General features: G+C 73.1%; 25 protein-coding genes. 15 read left to right on the forward strand and 10 right to left on the reverse strand.

Annotated features, from left to right (window positions below; genetic code table 11):
- Window positions 1-4 precede the first annotated feature (4 nt).
- The 3 genes from IE308_RS08860 to IE308_RS08870 are packed head-to-tail and all read left to right on the forward strand — an operon-like array spanning window position 5 to window position 2,153.
- Window positions 5-490, forward strand: a complete 486-nt coding sequence (locus IE308_RS08860) for a cation:proton antiporter regulatory subunit (protein WP_110631533.1) — start codon at window positions 5-7, stop codon at window positions 488-490.
- A 7-nt stretch (window positions 491-497) separates the two neighbouring features.
- Window positions 498-1,742, forward strand: coding sequence for a cation:proton antiporter (locus tag IE308_RS08865; protein WP_229908735.1), 1,245 nt, complete (start codon window positions 498-500; stop codon window positions 1,740-1,742).
- Window positions 1,743-1,778: 36 nt separating this feature from the next.
- The gene (locus IE308_RS08870; RefSeq protein ID WP_110631530.1) at window positions 1,779-2,153 is read left to right on the forward strand and encodes a nuclear transport factor 2 family protein; all 375 of its coding nucleotides are present in this window, start codon (window positions 1,779-1,781) and stop codon (window positions 2,151-2,153) included.
- Between the two features lie 6 nt (window positions 2,154-2,159).
- On the opposite strand, the gene IE308_RS08875 is transcribed toward IE308_RS08870, so the two are convergent.
- A complete protein-coding gene (locus tag IE308_RS08875) occupies window positions 2,160-2,651 on the reverse strand; it encodes a pyrophosphohydrolase domain-containing protein (RefSeq protein WP_190217275.1) in 492 nt (163 codons plus the stop codon).
- An 88-nt stretch (window positions 2,652-2,739) separates the two neighbouring features.
- Here IE308_RS08875 and IE308_RS08880 point away from each other — a divergent pair, with 88 nt between their 5' ends.
- Complete coding sequence (locus IE308_RS08880; RefSeq protein ID WP_110631525.1) at window positions 2,740-3,738, forward strand: TAXI family TRAP transporter solute-binding subunit; 999 nt, start codon at window positions 2,740-2,742, stop codon at window positions 3,736-3,738.
- Here IE308_RS08880 and IE308_RS08885 read toward each other — a convergent pair.
- The gene (locus IE308_RS08885; protein WP_190217276.1) at window positions 3,728-5,149 is read right to left on the reverse strand and encodes a sensor histidine kinase; all 1,422 of its coding nucleotides are present in this window, start codon (window positions 5,147-5,149) and stop codon (window positions 3,728-3,730) included. The two genes, IE308_RS08880 and IE308_RS08885, sit on opposite strands and share 11 nt — an antisense overlap.
- 10 nt (window positions 5,150-5,159) lie before the next feature.
- Complete coding sequence (locus tag IE308_RS08890; RefSeq protein ID WP_190217277.1) at window positions 5,160-5,846, reverse strand: response regulator transcription factor; 687 nt, start codon at window positions 5,844-5,846, stop codon at window positions 5,160-5,162.
- A gap of 285 nt (window positions 5,847-6,131) precedes the next feature.
- On the opposite strand from IE308_RS08890, the gene IE308_RS08895 reads away from it, so the two are divergent.
- From IE308_RS08895 to IE308_RS08925, 8 genes are all read left to right on the forward strand, one after another.
- Window positions 6,132-6,908, forward strand: a complete 777-nt coding sequence (locus tag IE308_RS08895) for an amino acid ABC transporter ATP-binding protein (RefSeq protein WP_190217278.1) — start codon at window positions 6,132-6,134, stop codon at window positions 6,906-6,908.
- A gap of 58 nt (window positions 6,909-6,966) precedes the next feature.
- The gene (locus IE308_RS08900) at window positions 6,967-7,803 is read left to right on the forward strand and encodes a glutamate ABC transporter substrate-binding protein (protein WP_190217279.1); all 837 of its coding nucleotides are present in this window, start codon (window positions 6,967-6,969) and stop codon (window positions 7,801-7,803) included.
- A gap of 108 nt (window positions 7,804-7,911) precedes the next feature.
- Window positions 7,912-8,580, forward strand: a complete 669-nt coding sequence (locus IE308_RS08905) for an amino acid ABC transporter permease (RefSeq protein ID WP_190217280.1) — start codon at window positions 7,912-7,914, stop codon at window positions 8,578-8,580.
- Window positions 8,577-9,488, forward strand: a complete 912-nt coding sequence (locus tag IE308_RS08910; protein WP_190217281.1) for an amino acid ABC transporter permease — start codon at window positions 8,577-8,579, stop codon at window positions 9,486-9,488. Before IE308_RS08905 ends, IE308_RS08910 begins: the two co-directional genes overlap by 4 nt.
- 190 nt (window positions 9,489-9,678) lie before the next feature.
- A complete protein-coding gene (locus IE308_RS08915) occupies window positions 9,679-11,286 on the forward strand; it encodes an FAD-dependent monooxygenase (RefSeq protein ID WP_190217282.1) in 1,608 nt (535 codons plus the stop codon).
- Between the two features lie 103 nt (window positions 11,287-11,389).
- On the forward strand, window positions 11,390-11,461 hold the full coding sequence (locus IE308_RS37425) for a putative leader peptide (protein ID WP_309544753.1): 72 nt from the start codon (window positions 11,390-11,392) through the stop codon (window positions 11,459-11,461).
- Between the two features lie 79 nt (window positions 11,462-11,540).
- Entirely contained in the window at window positions 11,541-12,086 is a 546-nt protein-coding gene (locus tag IE308_RS08920) for a cupin domain-containing protein (RefSeq protein WP_190217283.1), read from the forward strand.
- Window positions 12,083-12,478, forward strand: coding sequence for a rhodanese-like domain-containing protein (locus tag IE308_RS08925; RefSeq protein ID WP_190217284.1), 396 nt, complete (start codon window positions 12,083-12,085; stop codon window positions 12,476-12,478). Before IE308_RS08920 ends, IE308_RS08925 begins: the two co-directional genes overlap by 4 nt.
- A 37-nt stretch (window positions 12,479-12,515) precedes the next feature.
- Here IE308_RS08925 and recX read toward each other — a convergent pair whose 3' ends face one another.
- Window positions 12,516-13,265, reverse strand: a complete 750-nt coding sequence (gene recX / locus IE308_RS08930) for a recombination regulator RecX (protein WP_190217285.1) — start codon at window positions 13,263-13,265, stop codon at window positions 12,516-12,518.
- 3 nt (window positions 13,266-13,268) lie between these two features.
- A complete protein-coding gene (recA, locus tag IE308_RS08935) occupies window positions 13,269-14,393 on the reverse strand; it encodes a recombinase RecA (RefSeq protein WP_110631492.1) in 1,125 nt (374 codons plus the stop codon).
- Window positions 14,394-14,718: 325 nt separating this feature from the next.
- Here recA and IE308_RS08940 point away from each other — a divergent pair, with 325 nt between their 5' ends.
- Window positions 14,719-15,513, forward strand: coding sequence for a hypothetical protein (locus IE308_RS08940; protein ID WP_190217286.1), 795 nt, complete (start codon window positions 14,719-14,721; stop codon window positions 15,511-15,513).
- A gap of 31 nt (window positions 15,514-15,544) precedes the next feature.
- Here IE308_RS08940 and IE308_RS08945 read toward each other — a convergent pair whose 3' ends face one another.
- Both IE308_RS08945 and IE308_RS08950 read right to left on the reverse strand, forming a co-directional pair.
- Window positions 15,545-16,825 (reverse strand): AI-2E family transporter, encoded by a 1,281-nt coding sequence (locus tag IE308_RS08945; RefSeq protein ID WP_229908737.1) that lies wholly within the window; start codon window positions 16,823-16,825, stop codon window positions 15,545-15,547.
- An 84-nt stretch (window positions 16,826-16,909) separates the two neighbouring features.
- Complete coding sequence (locus IE308_RS08950) at window positions 16,910-17,104, reverse strand: DUF3046 domain-containing protein (RefSeq protein ID WP_110631486.1); 195 nt, start codon at window positions 17,102-17,104, stop codon at window positions 16,910-16,912.
- Between the two features lie 80 nt (window positions 17,105-17,184).
- On the opposite strand from IE308_RS08950, the gene IE308_RS08955 reads away from it, so the two are divergent.
- Window positions 17,185-18,129, forward strand: a complete 945-nt coding sequence (locus IE308_RS08955; protein WP_190217287.1) for a hypothetical protein — start codon at window positions 17,185-17,187, stop codon at window positions 18,127-18,129.
- Between the two features lie 47 nt (window positions 18,130-18,176).
- Here IE308_RS08955 and IE308_RS08960 read toward each other — a convergent pair whose 3' ends face one another.
- From IE308_RS08960 to IE308_RS08970, 3 genes are read right to left on the reverse strand one after another with little or no spacing between them, the layout of a single operon-like run.
- Window positions 18,177-18,485: an AzlD domain-containing protein gene (locus IE308_RS08960; protein WP_110631480.1), complete on the reverse strand. Its 309-nt coding sequence runs from the start codon at window positions 18,483-18,485 to the stop codon at window positions 18,177-18,179.
- Entirely contained in the window at window positions 18,482-19,261 is a 780-nt protein-coding gene (locus IE308_RS08965) for an AzlC family ABC transporter permease (protein WP_190217288.1), read from the reverse strand. The genes IE308_RS08960 and IE308_RS08965 overlap by 4 nt, the downstream gene beginning before the upstream one ends.
- Window positions 19,159-20,145, reverse strand: a complete 987-nt coding sequence (locus IE308_RS08970; RefSeq protein WP_190217289.1) for an AraC family transcriptional regulator — start codon at window positions 20,143-20,145, stop codon at window positions 19,159-19,161. The genes IE308_RS08965 and IE308_RS08970 overlap by 103 nt, the downstream gene beginning before the upstream one ends.
- Window positions 20,146-20,275: 130 nt before the next feature.
- On the opposite strand from IE308_RS08970, the gene IE308_RS08975 reads away from it, so the two are divergent.
- Window positions 20,276-25,306 (forward strand): ATP-dependent helicase, encoded by a 5,031-nt coding sequence (locus IE308_RS08975; protein WP_190217290.1) that lies wholly within the window; start codon window positions 20,276-20,278, stop codon window positions 25,304-25,306.
- The last annotated feature ends 38 nt before the right edge of the window (window positions 25,307-25,344 follow it).

The raw sequence follows: 25,344 nt of genomic DNA on the forward strand, positions 1-25,344 counted from the left end.
GAACGTGTCAGCACCACGTCTGCGGGCGACGCCACTGCCGGGCATCGGGGTCCAGTACGACCTCGTCACGCGCGAGCAGCGCAGGCTGTCCGTGGTGGCCCACCGGGACGGCACCCGCACCCTGGGCGTGTACCGCGCCGACGACCCCGACTCCTGCGCCCACTCGCTGCGGCTGACCGGGCCGGAGGCCGGGGCGCTGATCGACGCGCTGGTGCCGGCGCACCACAGCGCGAACCTGCTGCACACCACCGACCTGGGTCTGGTCGCCGAGCGGATCGAGATCGCGGCGACCTCCCGCTTCAACGGCCGGGTGCTCGGCGAGACCCGGATGCGCACCGAGACCGGCGCGTCGATCGTGGCCGTGCTGCGCCGGGCGGAGGCGATCCCGTCGCCGACGCCGGACTTCCGTCTCGCGGGCGGTGACACCCTCATCGTGATCGGCACCCGCGAGGGCGTGGACGCGGCCGCCGCGATACTCGGGCGGGAGTGAGCGGCCGGTGCACTCCGCGGTGCTGCTCATCGAGTTCGGCTCCATCATCCTCGCGCTCGGGCTGCTCGGCCGGGCCGCCGCCCGCATCCGGCTGTCGCCGATCCCGCTGTACCTGCTGGCCGGGCTGGCGTTCGGCGAGGGCGGGCTGCTGCCGCTCGGCGCGAGCGAGGAGTTCGTCGCCACCGGCGCCGAGATCGGCGTCATCCTGCTGCTGCTCATGCTGGGCCTGGAGTACACGGCGAGCGACCTGGTCTCCAACCTCAGGGCGCACTACCCGGCCGGCCTCGTCGACTGCGCCCTGAACGCGCTGCCGGGCGCGGCGGCGGCGCTGCTGCTGGGCTGGGGTCCGGTGGCGGCCGTGGTGCTGGCGGGCGTCACCTGGATCTCGTCGTCCGGGGTGATCGCCAAGGTGCTCGGGGACCTGGGCCGGGTCGGCAACCGGGAGACGCCGGTGATCCTGAGCGTCCTGGTCCTGGAGGACCTGGCGATGGCGGTGTACCTGCCGATCGTGACCGCGCTGGTCGCGGGGGCGGGGCTGGCCGCCGGCAGCGTCACGCTGGCGGTCGCGCTCGGCGCGGCCGGGCTGGTGCTGTTCGTGGCGGTGCGCTACGGCCGGGTCATCTCCCGGTTCGTCTCCAGCGACGACCCGGAGAAGCTGCTGCTGGTGGTGCTGGGTCTGACCATCCTGGTGGCGGGGCTGGCCCAGCAGCTCCAGGTGTCGGCGGCGGTCGGGGCCTTCCTGGTCGGCATCGCGCTGTCGGGGGAGGTCGCGGAGGGCGCGCACGCCCTGCTGAGTCCGCTGCGCGACCTGTTCGCCGCGGTCTTCTTCGTCTTCTTCGGGCTGCACACCGACCCGGCGAGCATCCCGCCGGTACTGCTGCCCGCGCTCGCGCTCGCCGTGGTCACGGCGGCGACGAAGATCGCCACCGGGTACTGGGCCGCCCGCCGGGCCGGCCTGTCCGTCAAGGGCCGCTGGCGTGCGGGCGGCGCGCTGGTGGCCCGCGGCGAGTTCTCCATCGTCATCGCCGGGCTCGCGGTCACGGCGGGCATCGAACCGTCCCTCGGCCCCCTCGCCACGGCGTACGTCCTCCTCCTGGTCGTCCTCGGCCCCCTGACCGCCCGCTGGACCGAGCCGCTGGCGGCGCTGGTCACGTCCCGGCTGCGCGGACGCACCGGCACCGGGGGTACGCCGGCGTCCGCGGCGAGCGGCGAGGGCCGGGAGCAGCAGGCCGTACCGGACTCCTCACGCTGAGTCCGGGGCCCGTGAACCGGCTGGTATTACTGGTCCATGCTGGAAGAGAGCGCGCAGTCCGCGATCGACACGTTCATCTCCGCCTTCAACGCCTCCGACGACGGTTACGTGACCGGGCTGCTGTCCCAGGCGCTGACGCCGGACGTGATCCTCTGGGGGCCGCTCGGTCGGGCCGAGGGCATCGAGGCGGTCGAGCGCTTCGTGCTGGACATCCGGCGCCACCCGGCGGGGACCGGGACGATGGTCCGCTGCTCCGGCGTGGACCAGCCGGACGAGTGGGCCCGCTACGAGTGGGCCTTCACGACACCGGACGGCGGTCCCCGTCTGACCGGCACGGACGTCGTCCACCTGCGGCGCAACCAGATCGACCAGATCATCGTGTTCGCCGGGGACGTGCGGCCGGCCGACTGAGCCCGCTCAGGCCGCCGTGCCGCCGCCCGGTCTCCAACCCTGCCGGCGCAGCACCGCCGCCACGTCCGGGGCCTCGTAGTGCTCGCCCTTGAGGACCTTGCCGTCGGCGCGGCGGGCCACCTGGCCGTCCGGGCCGAGCTTGGTCATGTTGGACCGGTGGATCTCCGCGATCACCGCGTCGAGGTCGATGCCGTGGACCAGGGCGGTGCCGTACGCCACGTACACCACGTCGGCCAGCTCGTGCGCGAGCCGGTCGAGCGGGCCGGTGACGGACACCTCGGCGACCTCCGCGGCCTCCTCGGCGAGCAGCTCCCCGCGGTGCGCGGCCAGCTCGGCCGACACCTGAGTCGGCGCGTCCCGCACGTCGAGCCCGAAGGCGCGGTGGAACTCGCGGACGAGAGCGGCGGGGGAAGCGGGCCCGGGGACGGCCGCCGGGGATCCGGGCGTGGGGCCGGGGGCGGGCGCGGCGGTGGCCGGGGACGCGGGCGTGGAACTCATGTGCCCGACTGTAACGACCGCCACTGACACTCCGCTCCGGGCCGCCGCCCCTGGTCAGCAGGGCGTCGCTCCTGGCAGGATCGCGCGCATGCCCCAGCTCCTCCGCCGTCTCGCCCGGCGCCGCGCCCCCCGGGTGGCGGCCGTCGGCGTCGTCGCGCTCGGGCTGCTGCTGTGGTGGCTGCTGCCCCTGGGCGAGGAGCCGCCCCGGGGCACGATCACCTTCAGCACCGGCACCCCGAGCGGCGTCTACCAGGTGTACGGCGAGATGCTGCGCACCGAGTTCCGCAAGGACATGCCCGATCTGAAGGTACGGCTGATCACCAGCGACGGCTCGCAGGAGAACGTGGCCCGGGTGGCCCGGGGCGAGGCCGACTTCACCATCGCGGCGGCGGACGCGGTGGAGACGTACGAGCTGAACGGCGGCGCGGGAGCCGGCCGGCTGCGCGGGGTGGCCCGCCTGTACGACGACTACGTGCAGCTCGTCGTGGCCCGCGACTCGGACATCCGCTCGGTCGCGGACCTGCGGGGCAAGCGGGTGGCCATCGGCCCTCCGGAGTCCGGTGTGCGGCTCATCGCGGACCGGGTGCTGAAGGCGGCGGGCATCGACGCCGAGCGGGACATCACGCCGGAGAGCGACGGCATCGGCAGCGCGCCGGGCCGGCTGAAGCGGGGCGCGATCGACGCGTTCTTCTGGTCGGGCGGCCTGCCCACGGACGGCGTACGGCAGCTCGCCGACGGATTCGCGATCCGGTTCCTGCCGATCCAGGCGGACCTGGTGGCGAAGCTGCACCGGGACGGCGACGCCACCCGCTACTACCGGGCCACCAGCATGCCGGAGTCGGCCTACCCGACCGTGCAGAACGGCGCGGCCGTGCCGACCATGGCCGTCTCCAACCTGCTCATCACGCGCGCCGACATGGACCCCGAACTGACCGAGTGGCTGACCCGTACCGTTATCAAGAGCCGCGACGGCATCGGCGCGCACGTCCACTCCGCCCAGCTGGTCGACCTGCGCACGGCGATCTACACCGACCCGCTCCAGCTGCATGAGGGCGCCCGCAACTACTACCGGTCCGTCAAGCCGTAGCGGAGCCGTCCGCGGGCCCCGTCCGCGGCACCCGTACCGTCACCTTCAGCCCGTGCGGCTCGTGGTGGGCGTACTCGATCGAGCCGCCGCCCGCCGCGAGCAGGGCCCGGGAGATGGACAGACCGAGGCCGGAGCCCTTGATGTTCTGGTGCCGGCCGCTGCGCCAGAAGCGGTCGCCGACCCGGGTCAGCTCCTCGTCGGTCAGGCCGGGCCCGTGGTCGGCGACGACGACGCTCGAGGTGTCGCCGTCGGCGGTGACCGACACCCGCACGGTCTCCCCCGCGGGCGTGAACTTGACCGCGTTGTCGATCACCGCGTCCAGCGCGGACGACAGCGTCACCGGATCGGCCCAGCCCGTGACCGGCGGGCAGTCGCCGACCAGCCGGACGTCCTTGACCTCCGCGACCGGCGCCCACGCGGCGACGCGCTCGGCGGCCAGCGCGCCGATGTCGGTGACGGTCAGGTCGGCCTCGGCGTGCTCGGCGAGCGCGAGGTCGAGCAGGTCGTCCAGGACCTGGGCGAGGCGGCGGCCCTCCGCCTGCACCGAGGCGATCTCCTCGTTGTCCTCCGGCAGTTCCAGCGCGAGCAGCTCGATCCGCAGCAGCAGCGCGGAGAGCGGGTTGCGCAGCTGGTGGGAGGCGTCCGCGACGAAGGCCCGCTGCTGCTCCAGCACGTCCTCGACGTTGTCCGCCATCTCGTTGAACGACTTCGCCAGCCGTCTGAGTTCCGGCGGCCCGCTCGCCACCGCGACCCGGGACTTGAGGCGTCCGGTGGCGATGTCGTGGGTGGTGGCGTCGAGGATCCGCACGGGCCGGAGCACCCACCCGGTGAGCCGGAGCGCGGCGCCGACCGCGAGCAGCATGGCCGCGATCAGCCCAGCGGCGATGACCAGCCAGCCGCGCAGGATCCGCGAGCGCATCTGCCCGGTGGGCGAGTCGGTGACCACGACCGCGACGACGTCGCCGTCCCGGATGACCGGCGAGGCGACCACGAGCCGGCCCCGCTGCCACGGCCACACCTGCTTCGGGTCGTGGCTGCGGCGGCTGAGCAGCGCCTCCGCGAAGGCGTCCCGCACCTCCCCTTCCCGCGGCAGGAAGAAGTCGGCGGGGGCGCGCGCCATGGGGGTGTCGGTGCGGTAGAAGACGCCGGCCCGGATGCCGTACACCTCGTGGTAGCTGGCCAGTTCGCGGCTGAGCGTCTCCAGGCGTTCGTCCTGCGGGTTCGGGTCCGCCTCGCCGGGGGTCTCGGTGACGTACTGGGCGAGCGCGGCGAAGCGTGCGGTGTCGTCGATGCGGTCCACGACGACCTGCTGCTGCTCGGCCGCGGCGCGGCTGAGGGCGAGCGGGATGCCGAGGGCGAGCAGCACGGCCGCCATCAGCACGATGAGCAGCGGCAGCAGGCGTGTGCGCAACCGGTCCCCGCTAGGCGGCCGGGGCGACGAGGCGGTAGCCGACGCCGCGGACGGTCTCGATCAGGGCGGGCATGCGCAGCTTGGCGCGCAGGGAGGCGACGTGCACCTCCAGCGTGCGGCCGGTCCCCTCCCAGCTGGTGCGCCAGACCTCGCTGATGATCTGCTCGCGGCGGAAGACCACGCCGGGGCGCTGGGCGAGCAGCGCGAGCAGGTCGAACTCCTTGCGGGTCAGCTGCACGACCGAGCCGTCGACGGTGACCTGCCGGGTGGGCAGCTCGATGTGGACGGGGCCGAGGCGCAGCGCAATCTCGGTGGAGCCGGTGGTGTCCTCGTGGACGGTGCGCCGGCTGACGGCGTGGATCCGGGCGAGCAGTTCCCCGGTGTCGTACGGCTTGACCACGTAGTCGTCGGCGCCGAGGTTGAGGCCGTGGATGCGCGAGCGCACGTCGGAGCGGGCGGTGACCATGATCACCGGGGTGCTGGTGCGCTTGCGGATCTTGCCGCACACCTCGTAGCCGTCCTGGTCGGGCAGGCCGAGGTCGAGCAGGACGACACCGAATCCGGGGCCCTCGGGGACGAGTGCCTGCAGTGCTTCCTCGCCGTTGCGCGCGTGCGTGACGTCGAAACCGTGCCGCGCGAGGACCGCGGACAGGGCCGCGGCGACATGGTTGTCGTCCTCGACGAGCAGCAGTCTCATCCCGGCCTCCTCCGGTTCACCGTCCGTACCTGCTCTCTCTGTAGCCATGCGAGCACACGCGCGTGCACCATGGCAGTCACGCTGATGGACGACGACGCCGTCAAGAGGGTTCCGGGTGCCCGGGACTTTAGTTATCCGGCCGATACGTCCGCTGGTCACAAGTGCTACGACACGTGTCCGATTGCTATCGGATCGTGATGCTCAGATTCCCCTCAGATGTAATGACGCTGGTCGGGAAGGGTTACTACTGTCCTGCGAAACCGAGGAGGACGGAGCCCAAGAGCGATGACCAATGTATCGGTGGCCAAGGAAGACGTGGCCGCGACCGACGAACTGGTCGTCCTGAAGAGCGTCAACAAGCACTTCGGCGCGTTGCACGTACTCCAGGACATCGACCTGACGATCGGGCGCGGCGAGGTGGTCGTGGTGATCGGACCCTCCGGGTCCGGCAAGTCCACGCTGTGCCGCACCATCAACCGCCTGGAGACCATCGACTCGGGCACGATCACGATCGACGGCAAGCCGCTCCCCCAGGAGGGCAAGGAGCTGGCCCGGCTGCGCGCCGACGTCGGCATGGTCTTCCAGTCCTTCAACCTCTTCGCGCACAAGACCGTGCTCGAGAACGTGATGCTGGGCCAGATCAAGGTCCGCAGGACCGACAAGAAGCAGGCCGAGGAGAAGGCCCGGGCCCTGCTCGACCGGGTCGGCGTGGGCACGCAGGCCGACAAGTACCCGGCGCAGCTCTCCGGCGGCCAGCAGCAGCGCGTCGCGATCGCGCGGGCGCTGGCGATGGGGCCGAAGGTGATGCTCTTCGACGAGCCGACCTCGGCCCTGGACCCGGAGATGATCAACGAGGTCCTGGAGGTCATGCAGCAGCTCGCGCGGGACGGGATGACCATGGTCGTGGTCACCCACGAAATGGGCTTCGCACGTTCGGCGGCAAACCGCGTGGTGTTCATGGCGGACGGCCGCATCGTCGAACAGGCTGCGCCCGATCAGTTCTTCAGCAACCCGCGCAGCGACCGCGCCAAGGACTTCCTGTCGAAGATCCTCCACCACTGACCGTCGGCCGCCTCGCCCCGAGGGCCCGCATCTCTTCATCACGCAAAGGATGTCCACCATGAAGCTCCGCAAGGTCACCGCCGCCTCGGCCGTCGCCCTCACGCTCGCTCTGACCGCCACCGCGTGCGGTGGCGGTGACAAGGACTCGAACTCCTCCGGTGGCGGCGGCAAGATCAAGATCGGTATCAAGTACGACCAGCCGGGTCTGGGCCTGAAGGAGCCGAACGGCGACTTCTCCGGCTTCGACGTCGACGTGGCCACGTACGTCGCGGGCCAGCTCGGCTACAAGCCGGACCAGATCGAGTTCGTGGAGACCAAGAGCGCCGACCGCGAGAACGCGCTCTCCCGCGGTGACGTGAAGTTCATCGTGGCCACTTACTCGATCACCCCGAAGCGCCAGGAGAAGGTCGACTTCGCCGGCCCCTACCTGCTGGCCCACCAGGACCTGCTGGTCAAGAAGGACTCGAAGATCTCCAAGGGCACGGACCTCAACGGCGAGAAGCTGTGTTCCGTGACCGGTTCGACCTCGGCGCAGAACGTCAAGGACAAGATCGCGCCCGACGCCCAGCTGAAGAAGTACAGCGGCTACTCCGAGTGCATCGCCGGCCTGCAGAGCGGCGCCGTGGACGCCGTGACCACCGACGACTCGATCCTCGCGGGCTTCGCGGCGCAGGACAAGTACAAGGGTCAGTTCAAGCTCGTCGGTCTGAAGCTGAGCAACGAGAACTACGGCATCGGCGTCAAGAAGGGCGACAAGGAGACGCTCGACAAGATCAACAAGGCGCTGGAGAAGATGGTCAGCGACGGTTCCTGGCAGAAGGCCGTCGACAAGAACTTCGGCCCGGCCGACTACAAGAACGAGCAGGCTCCGAAGATCGGCAACATCGTCCAGTAACGGCTCACCGCAGCCGGCTCGGGACCTCGGCGCGCGCCGCCGCCACCGCTCTCCCTGCGGCGGCGCGCACCGCCCTCCACGTACGTCAACCCGGAAGCGCGGGAGATCGTGTTCGACTTTCTTGAAGGCTACGACGTCCTAGGGGCGTTCTGGATGACGGTGAAACTCACCGTCTTCTCTGCCGTGGGCTCCCTGATCTGGGGCACCCTCCTCGCCGCGATGCGGGTCAGCCCGGTCCCGCTCATGCGCGGATTCGGCACCGCGTACGTGAACATCGTCCGGAACATCCCGCTGACGGTGATCATCGTCTTCTCCTCGCTCGGTCTCGCCGACATCTTCGGGGTGACGCTCGGCGCGAAGGACGACTTCGACGTACTGGGCTTCCGGCTGGCGGTCCTCAGTCTGGTCGCCTACACGGCGGCCTTCGTATGCGAGTCGATCCGCTCCGGCATCAACACCGTGCCTCTCGGCCAGGCCGAGGCGGCCCGCGCGATCGGCCTGAACTTCAGCCAGACGCTGCGGCTGATCGTGCTGCCGCAGGCCTTCCGCTCGGTCATCGGCCCGCTCGCCAACGTCCTGATCGCCCTGACCAAGAACACCACGGTGGCCGCCGCCATCGGCGTCGCCGAGGCGGCCACCCTGATGAAGGACATGATCGAGAACGAGGCCCAGACCCTCGCCATCGGCGCGGTGTTCGCCCTCGGCTTCGTGATCCTGACCCTGCCCACCGGCCTGATCCTCGGCTGGCTCGCCAAGCGACTGGCGGTGAAGCGATGAGCTCCGTCCTCTACGACACGCCCGGCCCGCGGGCCAAACGGCGCAACGTCCTGCTGTCCGTCGTCTTCTTCGCCCTCCTCCTCCTTCTCGCGTGGTGGATCTGGCAGACGATGGACGACAAGGGCCAGCTCGCCGGTGCCCTGTGGAAGCCGTTCGTCGAGGCCGACGCCTGGACGACGTATCTGCTGCCCGGTCTGAGCAACACGCTCAAGGCGGCCGCGCTCGCCATGGTCATCGCTCTCCCGCTCGGCGCCTTCTTCGGCATCGCACGCCTGTCCGACCACCGCTGGGTGCGCGGCCCCGCCGCCGTGGTGGTGGAGTTCTTCCGGGCGATCCCCGTCCTGCTGCTGATGCTGTTCGCCAACGAGCTGTACGCCCGCTACACGGACGTCACCAGCGAGGACCGGCCCTTCTACGCGGTCGTCACCGGCCTTGTCCTCTACAACGCCTCCGTCCTCGCCGAGGTGGTCCGGGCCGGCATCCTGTCGCTGCCCCGCGGCCAGACCGAGGCGGCCAAGGCCATCGGCCTGCGCAAGGGCCAGACCATGACCAGCATCCTGCTCCCGCAGGCGGTCACGGCGATGCTGCCGGCCATCGTGAGCCAGCTGGTGGTCATCGTGAAGGACACCGCGCTGGGCGGTGTGATGATCGGCTACGGCGAGCTGCTCAACTCGCGCAGCACACTCGCGGCCAACTACGCCAACGTCGTCCCCAGCTTCATCGTGGTGGCGGCCATCTACATCGTGCTGAACTTCGCCCTGACGACCTTCGCGAGCTGGCTGGAGGCCCGCCTGCGGCGCAGCAAGCGGGGGACGGGCGCGGTGCTCGGCGCGGACAAGGTCGACGACGTCAACGCGGCCGAGGTCGGCGGCACCTACGGAACCGGAGCGGGCGGCGGCGCGATCTGACGGCGCCTCGGTGACCCACCGTCACCTCGCTTGACCCATCGGAGGGCAGTGGCATGATCGCCACTGCCCTCCGTCACTTGACGCAAGCACCGGCAATGGGTTGCATACGTTCTGTGATCGTGCACCCTGCTCCAACCTTCTGTTCACACACGTCTCTCAGGACATCGCCGCGGGCAGGGGGCGCCGCGCAATGGACCCGGTGATCATCGTCGGGGCGGGGCCTGTCGGGCTCACGCTCGCACTGGCGCTGGCCCGCCAGGAGGTGCCGGCCGTCGTCCTCGACGAGGGCCCCGGCAAGGACGAACCCCGCCTCGCCCGCACCGTCGTGCTCCGCGAGGACACCGCCGCCCTGCTGGAACGTCTCACCGGGGTACCGCTCGCCGAGGCCGGGGTGCGTTGGGCCGGATGGCGGTCGATGCGGCGCAAGCAGGTGATGCGCGCGATCACGTTCGAGGACGGCGCCGGGCCCGCCCCCCTGCACATCGCCCAGCACGTCGTCACCGGCGCCCTGCGCGCCGCCCTCGACGGCGAACCGCTCGTCAAGGTCGCCGTCGACAGCCGCCTCGACACCGTCGAGCAGGAGCCCTCCGGTGTCACCGCCCACACCCGCGGCCCCAAGAGCACCTGGTGGCGCGGCAGTTACCTGGTCGGCTGCGACGGCCCCCGCTCCACCGTGCGCAAGCTGACCGACATCCGCTTCCCCGGCCGCACGGCCGTGGAACGGCACGCCGTCGCCGCCCTGCGCACCGAACTTCCCTGGCCGGACGAAGCGTTGCTGCACCGGACGCCGCCGTGGCGGACCTCCGGCCCCTTCGCCGGGGAGATCACCGCCCGTCCCCTCCCCGAGGGGGTCTGGCGCCTGGACTGGCTGCTGCCGCCCGGCAAGGACCTGGTCACACCGGAGCTGCTGCTGACCCGCGTTCGGGAGACCCTGACCGGCTGGAACGGCGGCTCGACGCCGTCGTACGAACTCCTCGACACCGGCGTCCACACGGTCCACCACCGCCTCGCCCGCCGCTGGCGGGCCGGCCGGGTCTTCCTCGCCGGGGACGCCGCCCACCTGCTCGGCACGCTCGGCACGCAGGGGCTGGACGAGGGGCTGCGGGACGCCGACAACCTCGCCTGGAAGCTGGCCCGGGTCTGGCACCACGGGCCGCAGGAGGCGCTGCTCGACAGCTACCAGACCGAGCGGCGCGCGGCCGTCGCGGCCCGGCTGCGCGCGGCCGACCAGGTACTGCCGCTGCTCCGCGGCGGCGGGGGGCTGCGCTCGTACGTCCCCGGCACCGCCCGCGGCCACGACGCCCTGCTCACCGACGGCCACCTGGGACGCGGCCCGCTCGGCGACCCGGGCACCTACGCCGACTCGCCGCTCGCGCCCCGGCACCTGGAGGCCGAGGTCCCCGTCGACACACCGGTGGGGGCGCCGGTGACCGACGTACGGGTCACCGCCGAGGACGGCTCCTTCGTACAGCTGCGTGACCGGCTCGGGCGGGGCGCGCTGCTCGTCCTGCTGGTCGCCCCCGGCACCGGGGTGTGGGAGCGCAAGCACTGGGCGACGGCCGGGATCATGCCGCGGCTGGCCGCCGCGGTGGCCGCGCTGCCGCACCCGGCGGAGCTGCTGGTCGCCGAGGAGTACCCGGGGGCGGCTCCGCACACTGTCCTGCTGGTCCGGCCCGACGGCCACCTGGTGACGGCGCTCAACGGGGTCCGCCCGGCCGACCTGTACGCGGCGGCGGAGGCCACCCTGGGCGGCCCGGCGAAGAAGGCGGAGGCGTCGGCGGGGTCGGGGGCGGTCTGACACCGCCCGACCGGGGCTCACCGTCACTGTGTGTCCACCATGTGACGGTGAGTTGACCGGTCGTCCCCGCCGTGCTGTACTCCGGAGCGTGACCGACACCTGCGTGCGCCTGTGGCGGAGGGTCCACATGGACCTCGTCCGCTATGCGGGCTGCGTGTGTCGTCCGTCCTGTTGATCTCGCACCCCCCTCTTCCGCGCGCGGCGCCCTGCGGGCTGTGCCGTCGCGCTTCCGCGACCTCATCAGGACGGTGTCCATGTCTGTCTCCTCCCCTGCCTCCGGCACCCCTTCCATCTCCGCCCCTGCGGCCGCTCCCTCCCAGGCCGACCTCCTCGCCTTCGTACGGCGCGTCGCCGCCGACACCCGTGTGATCGACTCCCTGCCGCTGGACCCCGAGGGCCGCACCTGGGTACGGCTGGACGGCCCCGGCGGCAGCGAAGCCTGGCTGATCGGCTGGCCGCCCGGCACCGGCACCGGCTGGCACGACCACGCCGACTCCCTCGGCGCCTTCCTCACCGCGCGCGGCGAGCTGACGGAGCACTCGCTCGCGGCCCGGCTCCCCACCGACGGCTGGAAGACCCTGGAACTCACCGACGGGGTGGACCGCGTACGGCGGCTGCCGGCGGGCCGCGGCCGGTCCTTCGGCCACCACCACGTCCACGAGGTCCTCAACGAGTCGGCCACCGAGCACGCCGTCTCCGTCCACGCCTACTACCCGCCGCTGCCCCGCATCCGCCGCTTCAGCCGGACCGGACAGGTGCTGCGCCTGGAGCAGGTCGAGCGCCCGGAGGACTGGCAGTGAGCGACGAACGGCCGGTCGGCATCGACGAGTTGCTGGAGCGGGTGCGTGCCGGGTACGCGCGCGTGGAGCCGCACGAGGCGTACGAGGCCGCCCGCGCGGGTGAGGCGCTGCTGGTGGACATCCGGTACGCGGCCCTGCGCGAGCGGGACGGACTCATCCCGGGCGCGGTCGTCGTGGAGCGCAACGAACTGGAGTGGCGTCTGGACCCGCAGGGCAGCCATCGCCTCCCCGAGGCCACCGGTCACGATCTGCGGATCGTGGTGATCTGCAACGAGGGGTACGCCTCCAGCCTGGCCGCCGCCTCGCTGCACCGGCTGGGCCTGCGCCGGGCCACCGATCTGGTCGGGGGCTTCCAGGCGTGGCGGGCGGAGGGACTGCCGGTGACGAGCTGACGCGGGCCGGCACGGGTCCCACGCCCGTGCGGGCCGGTCAGAACCCCTCGTCCTCCAGGAACTCCGTGTCCTCCCCCTCCTCCTCCAGTGCCTGCCGGACGACCCTGAGGGCCATGCCCTCGGGGTAGCCCTTGCGGGCCAGCATCCCGGCGAGGCGGCGCAGGCGCTTGTCGCGGTCGAGGCCGCGCGTGGCGCGCAGCTTGCGGGCGACCAGCTCGCGGGCGGTCGCCTCCTCCTGCTCGGTATCGAGCTGGGAGACGGCCTCGTCGATGAGCGTCGGGTCGACGCCCTTGGTGCGCAGTTCCCGGGCGAGCGCGCGGCGCGCCAGCCCCCGGCCGTGGTGCCGGGACTCCACCCAGGCGTCCGCGAACGCGCCGTCGTCGATCAGCCCGACCTCCTCGAACCGCGACAGCACCTCCTCGGCCGCCTCGTCCGGGATCTCCCGCTTGCGCAGGGCGTCGGCGAGCTGCTTGCGCGTGCGCGGAGTCCCGGTGAGCAGGCGCAGGCAGATCGCCCGCGCCCGCTCCACCGGGTCCCCCGGGGGCGGCTCCTCCTCGGCCCTCGACGAGTGAGAAGCGCCTCCGTCCTCGCCGGACGGCGGCCTGTTGGAGCCGCGCCGCCGGCGCCCGCGTCCGCCACGGCCGCGGGTGTCGTGATCGGGCACCGCCTCCCGGGTGCCGTGCCCCCCGTCGTCACTGTCGTCGTCCCACCCGTCGGGGCCGCTGCTCCCCCGCTCCGGCGGAGCGGCGGAGTCGGCGTACTCGGCCCAGTCGGTTCGCCGTGTCATGGGCTAGCTCTTGGCAGCCGCGGCCTTGGTCTTGGCCGCCTTGGCCGCCGCGGGCACCGCCTTGGCGTCGTCCGTGGCCGGGGCCGCGGTGACCGCCGCGTCCGCGCCGGGCTCGGCGGCGGGCTCCTCGGTGCGGACGCCGACGCCCAGCTTCTCCTTGATCTTCTTCTCGATCTCGTTGGCCAGGTCGGGGTTGTCCTTGAGGAAGTTGCGCGCGTTCTCCTTGCCCTGGCCGAGCTGGTCGCCCTCGTACGTGTACCAGGCGCCGGCCTTGCGGACGAAGCCGTGCTCCACGCCCATGTCGATCAGGCCGCCCTCGCGGCTGATGCCCTGGCCGTAGAGGATGTCGAACTCGGCCTGCTTGAAGGGCGGCGCGACCTTGTTCTTGACGACCTTGCAGCGGGTGCGGTTGCCGACCGCCTCCGTGCCGTCCTTCAGGGTCTCGATGCGGCGGATGTCGATGCGCACCGAGGCGTAGAACTTCAGCGCCCGGCCACCGGTCGTGGTCTCGGGGGAGCCGAACATGACGCCGATCTTCTCGCGGAGCTGGTTGATGAAGATGGCGGTGGTCTTGGACTGGTTGAGCGCGCTGGTGATCTTCCGCAGGGCCTGGCTCATCAGACGGGCCTGCAGACCGACGTGGCTGTCGCCCATCTCGCCCTCGATCTCCGCGCGCGGCACGAGCGCGGCGACGGAGTCGATGACGATGAGGTCGAGGGCGCCGGAGCGGACCAGCATGTCCACGATCTCCAGGGCCTGCTCGCCGTTGTCCGGCTGGGAGAGGATCAGGTTGTCGATGTCAACGCCGAGCTTGCGCGCGTACTCGGGGTCGAGGGCGTGCTCGGCGTCCACGAACGCCACCTGGCCGCCGGCCTTCTGGGCGTTCGCCACCGCGTGCAGGGTCAGCGTGGTCTTGCCGGAGGACTCCGGTCCGTAGATCTCGACGACACGGCCGCGCGGGAGGCCGCCCACGCCGAGGGCCACGTCGAGCGCGGTCGACCCGGTCGGGATGACCTCGATGGGCTCCTTGGACCGCTCGCCCATGCGCATGACCGCGCCCTTGCCGAATTGCCGTTCAATCTGTGCGAGCGCGGCATCCAGGGCCTTCTCGCGGTCGGTTCCTGCCATGGGTTCCACCCGGTTTGCTTGAGTCGATCGCTTCACGTCAAAGACGCTAACGCCTGCCACTGACAATGCGCCCCGACGCTCCTCCGGCCTGTGGATAACTCGGGGGCATACCTGCCGAAAACGGTACGAAGTACCTGGCCGAGCGCCGTGCCGGAGGCTCCATAAGAATGGATGTTCGATTTTTGTGTCAAGCGCACCACGCGGCACCTCCGAGAGTACGCTCGCGGCCCCGCCCCGACCGGAGGACACGTACTCCCGGCGGCGTACCGCACCCGCCTCCGGCCGTACGACGACTGCGCGAGCGCGCCCAGGAAGGCTGGGCGGCATGCAGTCCACGCCCCTGACGGCCGCCGCCGTCGCCGCCTCCCCGCCGGCCCGGCCAGGGCTGCGTCCCGTCGAGCGGCTCTGTGCCGTCACCGGTCTCGTCCTGGTCCTCTCCGGCCTCGCCCACCTCGTCGTGTTCGCCGTGGACGGCGGACCGTGGAACGGGCCCGTCTCCTGGCGCAAGCCGGTGACCTTCGGACTGTCGTTCGGGGTGACGCTCCTCGCGGTCGCCTGGGTGACGTCGTATCTGCGCGTCGGCGCCCGGCCGCGCGCCGTGCTGCTCGCCGTCTTCGCCGTGGACTGTGTCGTGGAGGTGGGCGGCATCACGCTCCAGGCGTGGCGCCGGGTGCCCTCGCACCTGGACATGGAGACACCGTTCGACACGGCGGTGTCGATGACCCTCGCCGTGGGCGGCGCCGTCCTGGTGGTGCTGCTGGGCGTGTTGGCGGTCGCGTCCTTCCGGCACCGGCCCTCCGGTCCCGCCGGGATGCCGCTCGCGCTGCGCTCCGGGTTCGCGATCCTGCTGGTGGCGCTGGCCTCGGGCGCGGCGATGATCGCGCGCGGTGTGCTGCTCACCCGGACCGGGCACCAGGGGGCGGCCTACCACTCGACGGCCCCGCTGAAGCCGCTGCACGGCGTCAGCCTGCACGCCGTCCTGGTCCTGCCGACGCTGGCCTGGCTGCTGGCCCGCACGCCGTGGCGCGAGCCGGTGCGGCGGCGGATCCTGACGGCGGCCGTCGTCGGTTACGGCGCCGCGGTGGCCGGGACGGGTGTGTGGGCCCTCGTCACGTACTGAGCCCGCGGCCACGGAGAGCCGCAGCCGGCACCTACCGGGAGCCGCTCCCCCCGCCGGACGCACCGCCACGTCCGCCGTCGCCCTCGGCTCCCCCGCCCGTACGGCCCCACAGGTGCCGTGCGCGGGTGAACAGGCCCTGCCCGGCGCCTCTTCTGCGGTGCCCGTGGACCCGGGGGTCGTCCGTGACGGCGTACCGCTTCACGTACGCCCCGAGGAAGGCCTGCAGGGTGGCGACCGCCGGGATGGCGATCAGGGCGCCGACCGCGCCGAGCAGCGCGGTGCCGGCGATGACCGAGCCGAAGGCGACGGCGGGGTGGATGTCGACGGTCTTCGAGGTCAGCTTCGGCTGCAGCATGTAGTTCTCGAACTGCTGGTAGACCACGACGAAGACCAGCACCCACAGCGCGTACCACGGGTTGACGGTGAAAGCGATCAGCATCGGCAGGGCGCCCGCGAGATAGGTGCCGATGGTGGGGATGAACTGCGAGACCACACCGACCCACACACCGAGCACGGGCGCGTACGGGATGCCCAGGGCCTGCAGGAGTATGTAGTGGGCGATGCCGGAGATCAGCGCCATCAGCCCGCGTGAGTACAGATAGCCGCCGGTCTTGTCGACGGCGATCTCCCACGCGCGCAGCACCTCGGCCTGCCGGGCGGGCGGCAGCAGGGAGCAGATCGTACGGCGCAGACGGGGTCCGTCGGCGGCGAAGTAGAACGAGAACAGCGCGATCGTCAGCAGCTGGAACAGTCCGCCCAGCACCTGCGCGGACACGTCCAGGACGCCGGTCGCGCTGTTCTGGACGTACTTGCGCAGCCAGTCGGAGTGGAGCAGGCCCTCCTGCACGTCCACCCGTCTCAGCTCCGTGTGGAACGTGGAGTTGACCCAGTTGATGACCGAGTCGAGGTAGCCCGGGAAGCCCTCGACCATCTTGATGATCTGGCCGGCGAGCATCGAGCCGAGCAGGGTGACGAACCCGGCGCAGACGATCAGCAGGCCCAGGAAGACCAGGAACGTGGCGAAGCCGCGCCGCATCCCCCGGCCGGCCATCCAGCTCACCGCCGGCTCGATCGCGAGGGCCAGGAAGAACGCGATCAGGATGTTGATCAGCAGGCCGGTCAGCTGGTGGAAGGCCCAACTGCCGAGCTGGAACGCGGCGATGAGCGCCAGCGCGACCACCATGGCGCGCGGCAGCCACCGCGGCATGCGGGCGCCCGGCCCGGCGCCCTCGGCCGGGGGCCCGGCGGGCGGCGTCGTGCCGAACGGAGATGCCTGCTGGGCGAGCTGCCCGGACTCGTCAGTGGATGCCACGGACCAAGTCTCCCGCACGCCACCGACAATCCGGTGCCGGCCTGCGCTCTCCGTGCCCGCCGAGGGCGCGGCGGTCGGTCGCGGTCAGCGTCTCTCGGCCGGGACGTTCATCACCGTGCACACCACGTGCCATACGTCCTTGGCGTCCCAGCCGGCCGCTAGCGCCTCGTGCACGGTGCGTCCGCCGAGCTCCGACATCACGTGGTCGCGCGCGAAGGTGTCGGCGTACCCCGCGCCGAAGTGCTCCGCCATCCGCTGCCAGAAGACCGTCAACCGCATGACTCCAGTATCCCGCCCCTGGGGGTGGGCCCCGGCCGAGGCCCCTTCCCGAGACCGCTTTCCGCCCTACGGTCTGACCCATGGCCGAAAACGGAGCTTCCCCACTCCCCCCTACGCCCCCGGCGCGCTCCCCGCTCGCACGCGCCGAGCAGTTCGTGTGGCTCACCGCGCGCGTGCTGGAGCAGCGGCTCTTCGCCCACCTCTTCCGGAACGCGAGCGCCGACCCGGTCGAGACCGCCCTGGACGCCTACCGCAACGACGACGGCGGATACGGGCACGCACTGGAGCCCGATCTGCGGGGCCCGGTCAGCCAACCGCTGCACACCGCCCGCGCCCTGCGCGTCCTGGACTCCGTCCGGCGCTGCGGCGGGCAGCGCGTGGAGCGGGTGTGCCGCTATCTGACGTCGGTCTCCACCGCGGACGGGGCCCTTCCGGCGATCCATCCCAGCCAGCGCGGCTATCCGACGGCGCCCTTCGTGCCGGTCGTGGACGATCCGCCCAGCGAGTTGCTGGCCACCGGTCCCGTGGTGGGGCTGCTGCACCGCAACGCGGTGTGGCACGCGTGGCTGTTCCGGGCCACCGACTTCTGCTGGCAGCGGATCGAGTCGCTGGAGAAGTCCCACCCGTACGAGGTGGAGGCCGCCGTGGCCTTCCTGGACTCCGCGCCCGACCGCTCGCGCGCGGAGGCGGCGGCCGACCGTCTGGGCCGCCTGGTCCGCGAGCACCGGCTCGCCGCGCTGGACCCGGACGACCTCGGGGCCTACCTGGTGTCGCCCGGTTACGCCCCGGCCGAACACCACTTCCCGCACGACTACGCCCGCACCCCGGCATCCCTGGCCCGCGCCTGGTTCACCGACGCCGAGATGACCCGGTCCCTGGACTTCCTCGCCGCCGAGCAGCAGCCCGACGGCGGCTGGCCCGTCCGCTGGCGCCAGTGGGCTCCGGCGCCCGCCCTGGAGGCCCGCCCGATCGTCACGCTCGAGGCGTTGCGCACACTTCGGGCCTACGGCCGCCCGGTGGGCTGAGGGGGCGTGTCCGCGGGGCAGGAGGCAGCCGGCCGGCCCTCGGGCCGTCACCCCGCGACAGCCCGCACCCCCGCCGTCACCACCACAGCCGCCGCCACCACGACCAGGAAGGGCGCCCGCAGCACGAGTGCCACCGCTGCCGCGCCCAGGCCCGCCGCCCGGGCGTCCAGCACGAGCGCGTGCCCGTCGGCGAAGGTCTGCTGTGCCGTGAGGGCGGCGAGCAGGGCCACCGGCAGCAGCGCGGCGAGCCGCCGCACCAGCGGCCGCTCCAGCGCCCCGGCGGGCACGAGCAGCCCGGCGAGCTTGACGGCGTAACAGCCGAGGGCGGTGACGCCGATGGCGATCCAGACGTTCATCGCTCGCCTCCTCGCGCCCCGCGCTGCCCGCCGCGTCCGCCCTGTGCCCGCTGCTCGCGCCGCCCCGTCACGTACAGCACCACCGGGGCGGCGAGCGCGGCGACCAGGACCGGCACACCGGCCGGCAGTACCGGCAGCAGCCCGACCCCCAGCACGACGGCGAGCGCGGCGACGGCCCGCTCGGTCGTCGTCTTCAGCATCGGCGCGAGCAGCGCGAGGAACACCGCCGGCCCGGCTGCGTCCAGCCCCCACGTGTCGGTGTCGCCGATGCGTTCCGCGCCCAGCGCGCCGAGCAGCGTGGTCAGGTTCCACAGCAGGTAGAGGCTGACCCCGGTGACGGCGAAGCCCACGCGCGCGTTGCGCCGCGTCGGCTGGGCCAGCGACACGGCCGTCGTCTCGTCGATCACCCACTGCGCCGCGAACGGCCGTACCGCGCGCGGCAGCGCCAGCAGCTGGGAGAGCCGCAGCCCGTAGAACGCGTTGCGCACCCCGAGGAAGAAGGCGCCCGCCGCCGCGGTGAACGGGTTGCCGCCCGCCGCGAGCGCGCCGACCAGCGCGAACTGGGAGGCGCCCGTGAACACCAGGAGGCTCAGCGCGCAGCTCTGCCACACCGTGAGCCCGCTGCCGGCCGAGGTCACCCCGAAGGCGAACCCGGACAGGCCCACCGCGACGCCTACTCCGAGGGCGTCGCGGACGACGGCGCCGACCGGGCGTTCTCCTGCGGCGCCCGGCGCTCCTCCTGTGGTCGGTTTCTCTTCGACTGTCTGTTCTGCCACGTGTCGGACGCTACGAGGAGCCGGCCGGCCCCGTCTTGTACGTTCTTGCGGTCGCCGGCCCCGATCCCGCGCTCGCGCTGGTAGGCCCCCGGCGGCACCCCGACGATCCGCGCGAAGTGCCGGTTCAGGTGCGGCTGGTCGGTGAACCCGACGGCGACGGCGGCCTCCGCGGGCGCCGCCCCGGCGTCCAGCAGCCGTCGGGCCCGCCGCACCCGCGCGTCGGTCAGCCAGGTGTGCGGCGGCATGCCGTAGGCGGCGCGGAAGGCCCGCAGCAGGGCGAACGGGCTGGTCCCCAGGTCCGTGGCGAGCCGCTCCAGGGACGGCGGGTCGGCCATCCGCTCCTCCAGCACGGCACGCGCGCGTGCCGCGATCCGGGCTCCGGCCGTCCGCACCTCCCGCGCGGGCAGCGGACCGCCGTTCAGCCGCAGCAGCCGGGTCACGGCGACCCGCAGCAGTGTGTCGGCGGCCAGCGCGTTGCCCTCGTCGGTGGCGCGCAGCACCTGATGGACCAGGCCCACGGTGTACGGGTCCTCCAGCACCGGGCTGACGAAGCCGGGGCTGCCGCGCAGGGTGGTCGTCTCCGCGGCGATCTCCGCCACGACCTCCGGCGACGGGTAGACGGCCCCGTACCGCCACCCCTCGGGCACGCCGGCCCGCCCGGTGTGCGGGGTGTCGGGATTGACCAGTGCGAGGGATCCCGCCCCCACGTACACGTCGTCGCTGCCGTGCTGGAAGATCTCGGCGCCCTCGGCGACACCGGCGATCACGAAGTGCTCGTGGGTGTGGCGCACGAACGTCTTGCGCACGTACCGGGCCCGCAGCAGGTCGACCCCGGGCAGCTCCTCGTACTGCCAGTACCGCGCCTGCTCACCCGAACCCGCCATGCCCCCATTGTCCGCCACCCCCGCCCCCGACCGGCCCCCCGCCGGCTGGGGCCGACCCGGGCCCGCCCCCGACCCTCCCGCGTCCCCGCAGGTCAGCCGCATTGTCAGTGGCCGGGTGCAGGATGGACGCATGGTCAGCTCCGCACACCGAGCCCTCGACGGCTTCTCCCCCGCGACCCGCGGCTGGTTCACGGGGGCCTTCTCCGCGCCCACCGCGGCCCAGGCGGGCGCGTGGCAGGCCATCGGTGCGGGCTCGGACGTGCTGGTGGTCGCGCCGACCGGCTCCGGCAAGACCCTGGCCGCGTTCCTGGCGGCCCTGGACCAGCTGGCCTCGACGCCGCCGCCGGCCGACCCGAAGAAGCGCTGCCGGGTGCTGTACGTCTCCCCGCTCAAGGCCCTCGCCGTCGACGTGGAGCGCAACCTCCGCAGCCCCCTGACCGGCATCCGCCAGGAGTCCGTCCGTCTCGGCCTGCCCGAGCCGGAGGTGAAGGTCGGCATCCGCTCCGGTGACACCCCGGCCGCGGAGCGCCGCGCGCTGTCCACCCGCCCGCCGGACATCCTGATCACCACGCCGGAGTCGCTGTTCCTGATGCTCACGTCGGCCACGCGCGACGCGCTGACGGGCGTGGAGACGGTGATCCTGGACGAGGTGCACGCGGTGGCGGGCACCAAGCGCGGCGCGCACCTCGCGCTCTCCCTGGAGCGGCTGGACGAGATGCTGCCGAAGCCGGCCCGCCGGATCGGCCTGTCGGCCACGGTCCGCCCGGTCGACGAGGTGGCCCGCTATCTCTCCCCGCGCCGCAAGGTGGAGATCGTCCAGCCGGAGTCCGGCAAGGAGTTCGATCTGTCGGTGGTCGTCCCGGTGGAGGACCTGGCCGAGCTGGGGGGCTCGCCGGTCGCCGACGGTGGTGAGGGCACCGAGCGCCCGTCGATCTGGCCGCACGTCGAGGAGCGGATCACCGACCTGGTGCAGGCGCACCGCTCCACGATCGTGTTCGCCAACTCCCGCCGCCTGGCCGAGCGCCTGTGCAACCGGCTCAACGAGATCGCCTACGAGCGGGCCACCGGCGAGACGCTGGACGAGCACCACTCGCCCGCCGAGCTGATGGGCGGCTCGGGCGCGGCCCAGGGCGCCCCGCCCGTCATCGCGCGCGCCCACCACGGCTCGGTCTCCAAGGAGCAGCGCGCGCTGGTCGAGGAGGACCTGAAGGCCGGCCGGCTGCCCGCGGTGGTCGCCACTTCCAGCCTGGAACTGGGCATCGACATGGGCGCCGTCGACCTCGTCGTCCAGGTGGAGTCCCCGCCGTCCGTCGCCTCCGGCCTGCAGCGCGTGGGCCGGGCCGGACACCAGGTCGGCGCGGTCTCCACGGGCGTGGTCTTCCCGAAGTACCGCGGCGACCTGGTGCAGGCGGCCGTGGTGACCGAGCGGATGCGCACGGGCTCCATCGAGTCGCTGAGGGTGCCCGCCAACCCGCTGGACGTGCTGGCGCAGCAGATCGTCGCGATGACGGCGATGGACACCTGGCAGTTCGACGACCTGCTGGCCGTGGTCCGCCGCGCGGCGCCGTTCGCCTCCCTGCCGGAGTCGGCGTTCACGGCCGTGCTGGACATGCTCGCCGGCCGCTACCCGTCCGACGCGTTCGCCGAGCTGCGTCCGCGCGTGGTGTGGGACCGCGTCGCCGGCACGGTCACCGGCCGCCCCGGCGCCCAGCGCCTCGCCGTCACCTCCGGCGGCACGATCCCCGACCGGGGCCTGTTCGGGGTGTTCCTCGCCGGCGCGGACCCGAAGAAGGGCGGCGGCCGGGTCGGCGAGCTGGACGAGGAGATGGTCTACGAGTCGCGGATCGGTGACGTCTTCACACTCGGCACCAGCTCCTGGCGCATCGAGGACATCACCCGCGACCGCGTCCTGGTCTCCCCCGCCCCGGGCGTCCCGGGCCGGCTGCCGTTCTGGAAGGGCGACCAGCTGGGCCGCCCGCTCGAACTGGGCCGCGCGGTCGGCGCGTTCCTGCGCGAGGTCGGCTCCCTGTCCGAGGACGACGCGCGGCTGCGGCTGCTCACCGCGGGCCTCGACGCGTGGGCCGCGGACAACGTCCTGTCCTACCTGGCCGAGCAGCGCGAGGCCTGCGGCCACGTCCCCGACGACCGCACGATCGTCGTCGAGCGCTTCCGCGACGAGCTGGGCGACTGGCGGGTCGTCGTCCACTCCCCCTTCGGCGCCCAGGTCCACGCGCCCTGGGCGCTCGCCCTCGGCGCCCGCCTGTCCGAGCGGTACGGCATGGACGCGCAGGTCATGCACGCCGACGACGGCATCGTGCTGCGGCTGCCCGACGCCGACCTGATGGGCCTTGACCTGCTCGACCAGGAACCGTCCCGGGCGGGCACGGAGTACGACGCGGACCAGGCACCCGTCGGCGCCGCCGACGTCGTCTTCGACAAGGGCGAGGTCGACCAGATCGTCACCGACCAGGTCGGCGGGTCCGCCCTGTTCGCCTCCCGCTTCCGCGAGTGCGCGGCCCGCGCGCTGCTGCTGCCGCGCCGCAACCCCGGCAAGCGCACCCCGCTGTGGCAGCAGCGCCAGCGCGCCGCCCAGCTGCTGCAGGTCGCGAGCGAGTTCGGCTCGTTCCCGATCGTGCTGGAGGCGGTCCGCGAATGCCTCCAGGACGTGTTCGACGTGCCCGGCCTGGTCGAGCTGATGGGCGACCTGGAGTCCCGCAAGGTGCGCCTGGTCGAGGTCACCACCCCCGAGCCGTCCCCGTTCGCCCGCTCCCTGCTCTTCGGGTACGTCGCCCAGTTCCTCTACGAGGGGGACTCGCCGCTCGCCGAGCGCCGGGCCGCCGCGCTGTCGCTGGACTCGCGGCTGCTGGCCGAGCTGCTGGGCCAGGCGGAGCTGCGCGAACTGCTCGACGCCGAGGTGCTGACCGAGCTGGAGCGGGAACTGCAGTGGCTCACCGAGGACCGCCGGGTCAAGGACGCCGAGGGCGTCGCCGACCTGCTGCGGCTGCTCGGTCCGCTCACCGACGCCGAACTGGCCGAGCGGGGCGCCGAGCCGCAGTGGGCCGGGGAGCTGGCCGGCGCCCGCCGCGCCATCCGGGTGCGGATCGCCGGCAGCGACCACTGGGCGGCGATCGAGGACGCGGGCCGCCTGCGCGACGCGCTCGGCACGGCGCTGCCGGTCGGCGTGCCGGAGGCATTCACGGAGCCGGTCAAGGACCCGCTGGGCGACCTGCTCGCCCGTTACGCCCGCACGCACGGCCCGTTCACCTCGGCCACGGCCGCCGCCCGCTTCGGCCTGGGCGTGGCCGTCACCGAGGGCGCCCTGCAGCGGCTCGCCGCGAGCGGCCGGGTCGTGCAGGGCGAGTTCCACCCGGCCGGCATCGGCCAGGAGTGGTGCGACGCGGCCGTGCTGCGCCGATTGCGCCGGCGGTCGCTCGCCGCGCTGCGGCACGAGCTGGAGCCGGTGCCACCGCCCGCGCTCGCCCAGTTCCTCCCGCAGTGGCAGCACATCGGCCCGAGCCACTCGCTGCGCGGCGTCGACGGACTCGTCCGCGCGGTCGAGCAGTTGCAGGGGGCGTCCGTGCCGGCGTCGGCGCTGGAGAAACTGGTCCTGCCGTCCCGGGTGAGGGACTACAACCCGGCCATGCTCGACGAACTCACCGCCGCCGGTGAACTCGTGTGGGCGGGCGCGGGCGCGCTGCCCGGCAAGGACGGCTGGGTGTCGCTGTACCTCGCGGACACGGCCCCGCTGCTGCTGCCGCCCCCGCACCCGCTGGAGCTGACGGCCCTGCACCAGTCCGTCCTGGACGCCCTGTCCGGCGGGTACGGCCTGTTCTTCCGTCAGATCGCCGACCAGGTCCGCGCCACCACCCACCCCGAGGCGACCGACCCCCAGCTCGCCGACGCGCTGTGGGACCTGGCCTGGTCCGGCCTGCTCACCAACGACACCCTCGCGCCGATGCGGGCGCTGCTCGGCTCGGGCCGTACGGCCGGCTCCACCGCGCACCGCGCCAAGCGTGCCGTCCCGCGCGGGCGTTACGGCTCGCTGACCGCCGCCGCCCGTCCGGCCTCCCGCAGCGGCCCGCCCACGGTCGCCGGACGCTGGTCCCTGCTCCCGGCCCGCGAACCCGACCCGACCGTGCGCGCCCACGCCCTGGCCCGCGCGCTGCTCGACCGGCACGGTGTGGTGACCCGGGGCGCGGTCGCGGCGGAGGGTGTCGAGGGCGGTTTCTCGGCGACGTACCGCATCCTGTCCGCCTTCGAGGACAGCGGTCAGGCCCGGCGCGGCTATGTGGTGGAGGGGCTGGGCGCCGCCCAGTTCGCGATGGACGGCGCGGTGGACCGGCTGCGCGCGGTGGCCAACGCCCGTGAGCGCGGCGACGGCGGCCCGGCCCCGGCCTTCTCCGGCGCCACGCCCGGCGGCCGGGAGCCGTCCGCGCCGAAGGGCGGTTCCCCGTTCGACGGCTTCCCCGGACCGGACGGCTCCGGCTTCGCCGAGATCCCCGACTTCCCGGACTTCGACTTCCCCGCGGGCCCGGACGACCCCTTCGACCCGCACGGCCTGGACGCCCCGGGCGCGGGCGGCCCCCGAGGTGGGGGACCGTCCGCGGGAAGCTTCCATGACGGCGCCGCGTACGGCACCGGCAGCCGAAGCGGCGGCTCCTACGGCGGCAGCGGCACCCGCGGCGGCCGCCCGGACTCCTCGCGCGGCGGCTACGACATCCCGTACGGCACCGGCTTCGGTGACCGCCGCGGCCGTACCCCGTCCCCGTCCTCCCGGGCCGTGGTGCTGGCGGCGGCCGACCCGGCCAACGCCTATGGTGCGGCCCTGCCGTGGCCCGAGCCGCCGACCGGCGCCGGGCACAAGCCGGGCCGCAAGGCGGGCTCCCTGGTGGTGCTGGTCGACGGCGAGCTGGCGCTCTACATGGAGCGCGGCGGCAAGACCCTGCTGGCCTGGCCGGAGGACCCCGAAGCGGCGGCCGGCGACGATCCGCGCCTGTCCGCCGCCGCGGAGGCCCTGGCCGCGGCGGCCCGCGCAGGCTCGCTCGGCACGGTCACGGTGGAACGCGTCAACGGCGCCCCGGCCCTGACCTCCCCGGTCGGCACCCTCCTGGAAGGAGCGGGCTTCATCGCGACCCCCCGCGGCCTGCGGCTCAGGGCGTGACCACGGGCGCCCCACCACCGTCCGCTCCCCCCGCGTGC

It is taken from the genome of Streptomyces griseosporeus (assembly GCF_014656055.1).
GTDB lineage: Bacteria > Actinomycetota > Actinomycetes > Streptomycetales > Streptomycetaceae > Streptomyces > Streptomyces griseosporeus.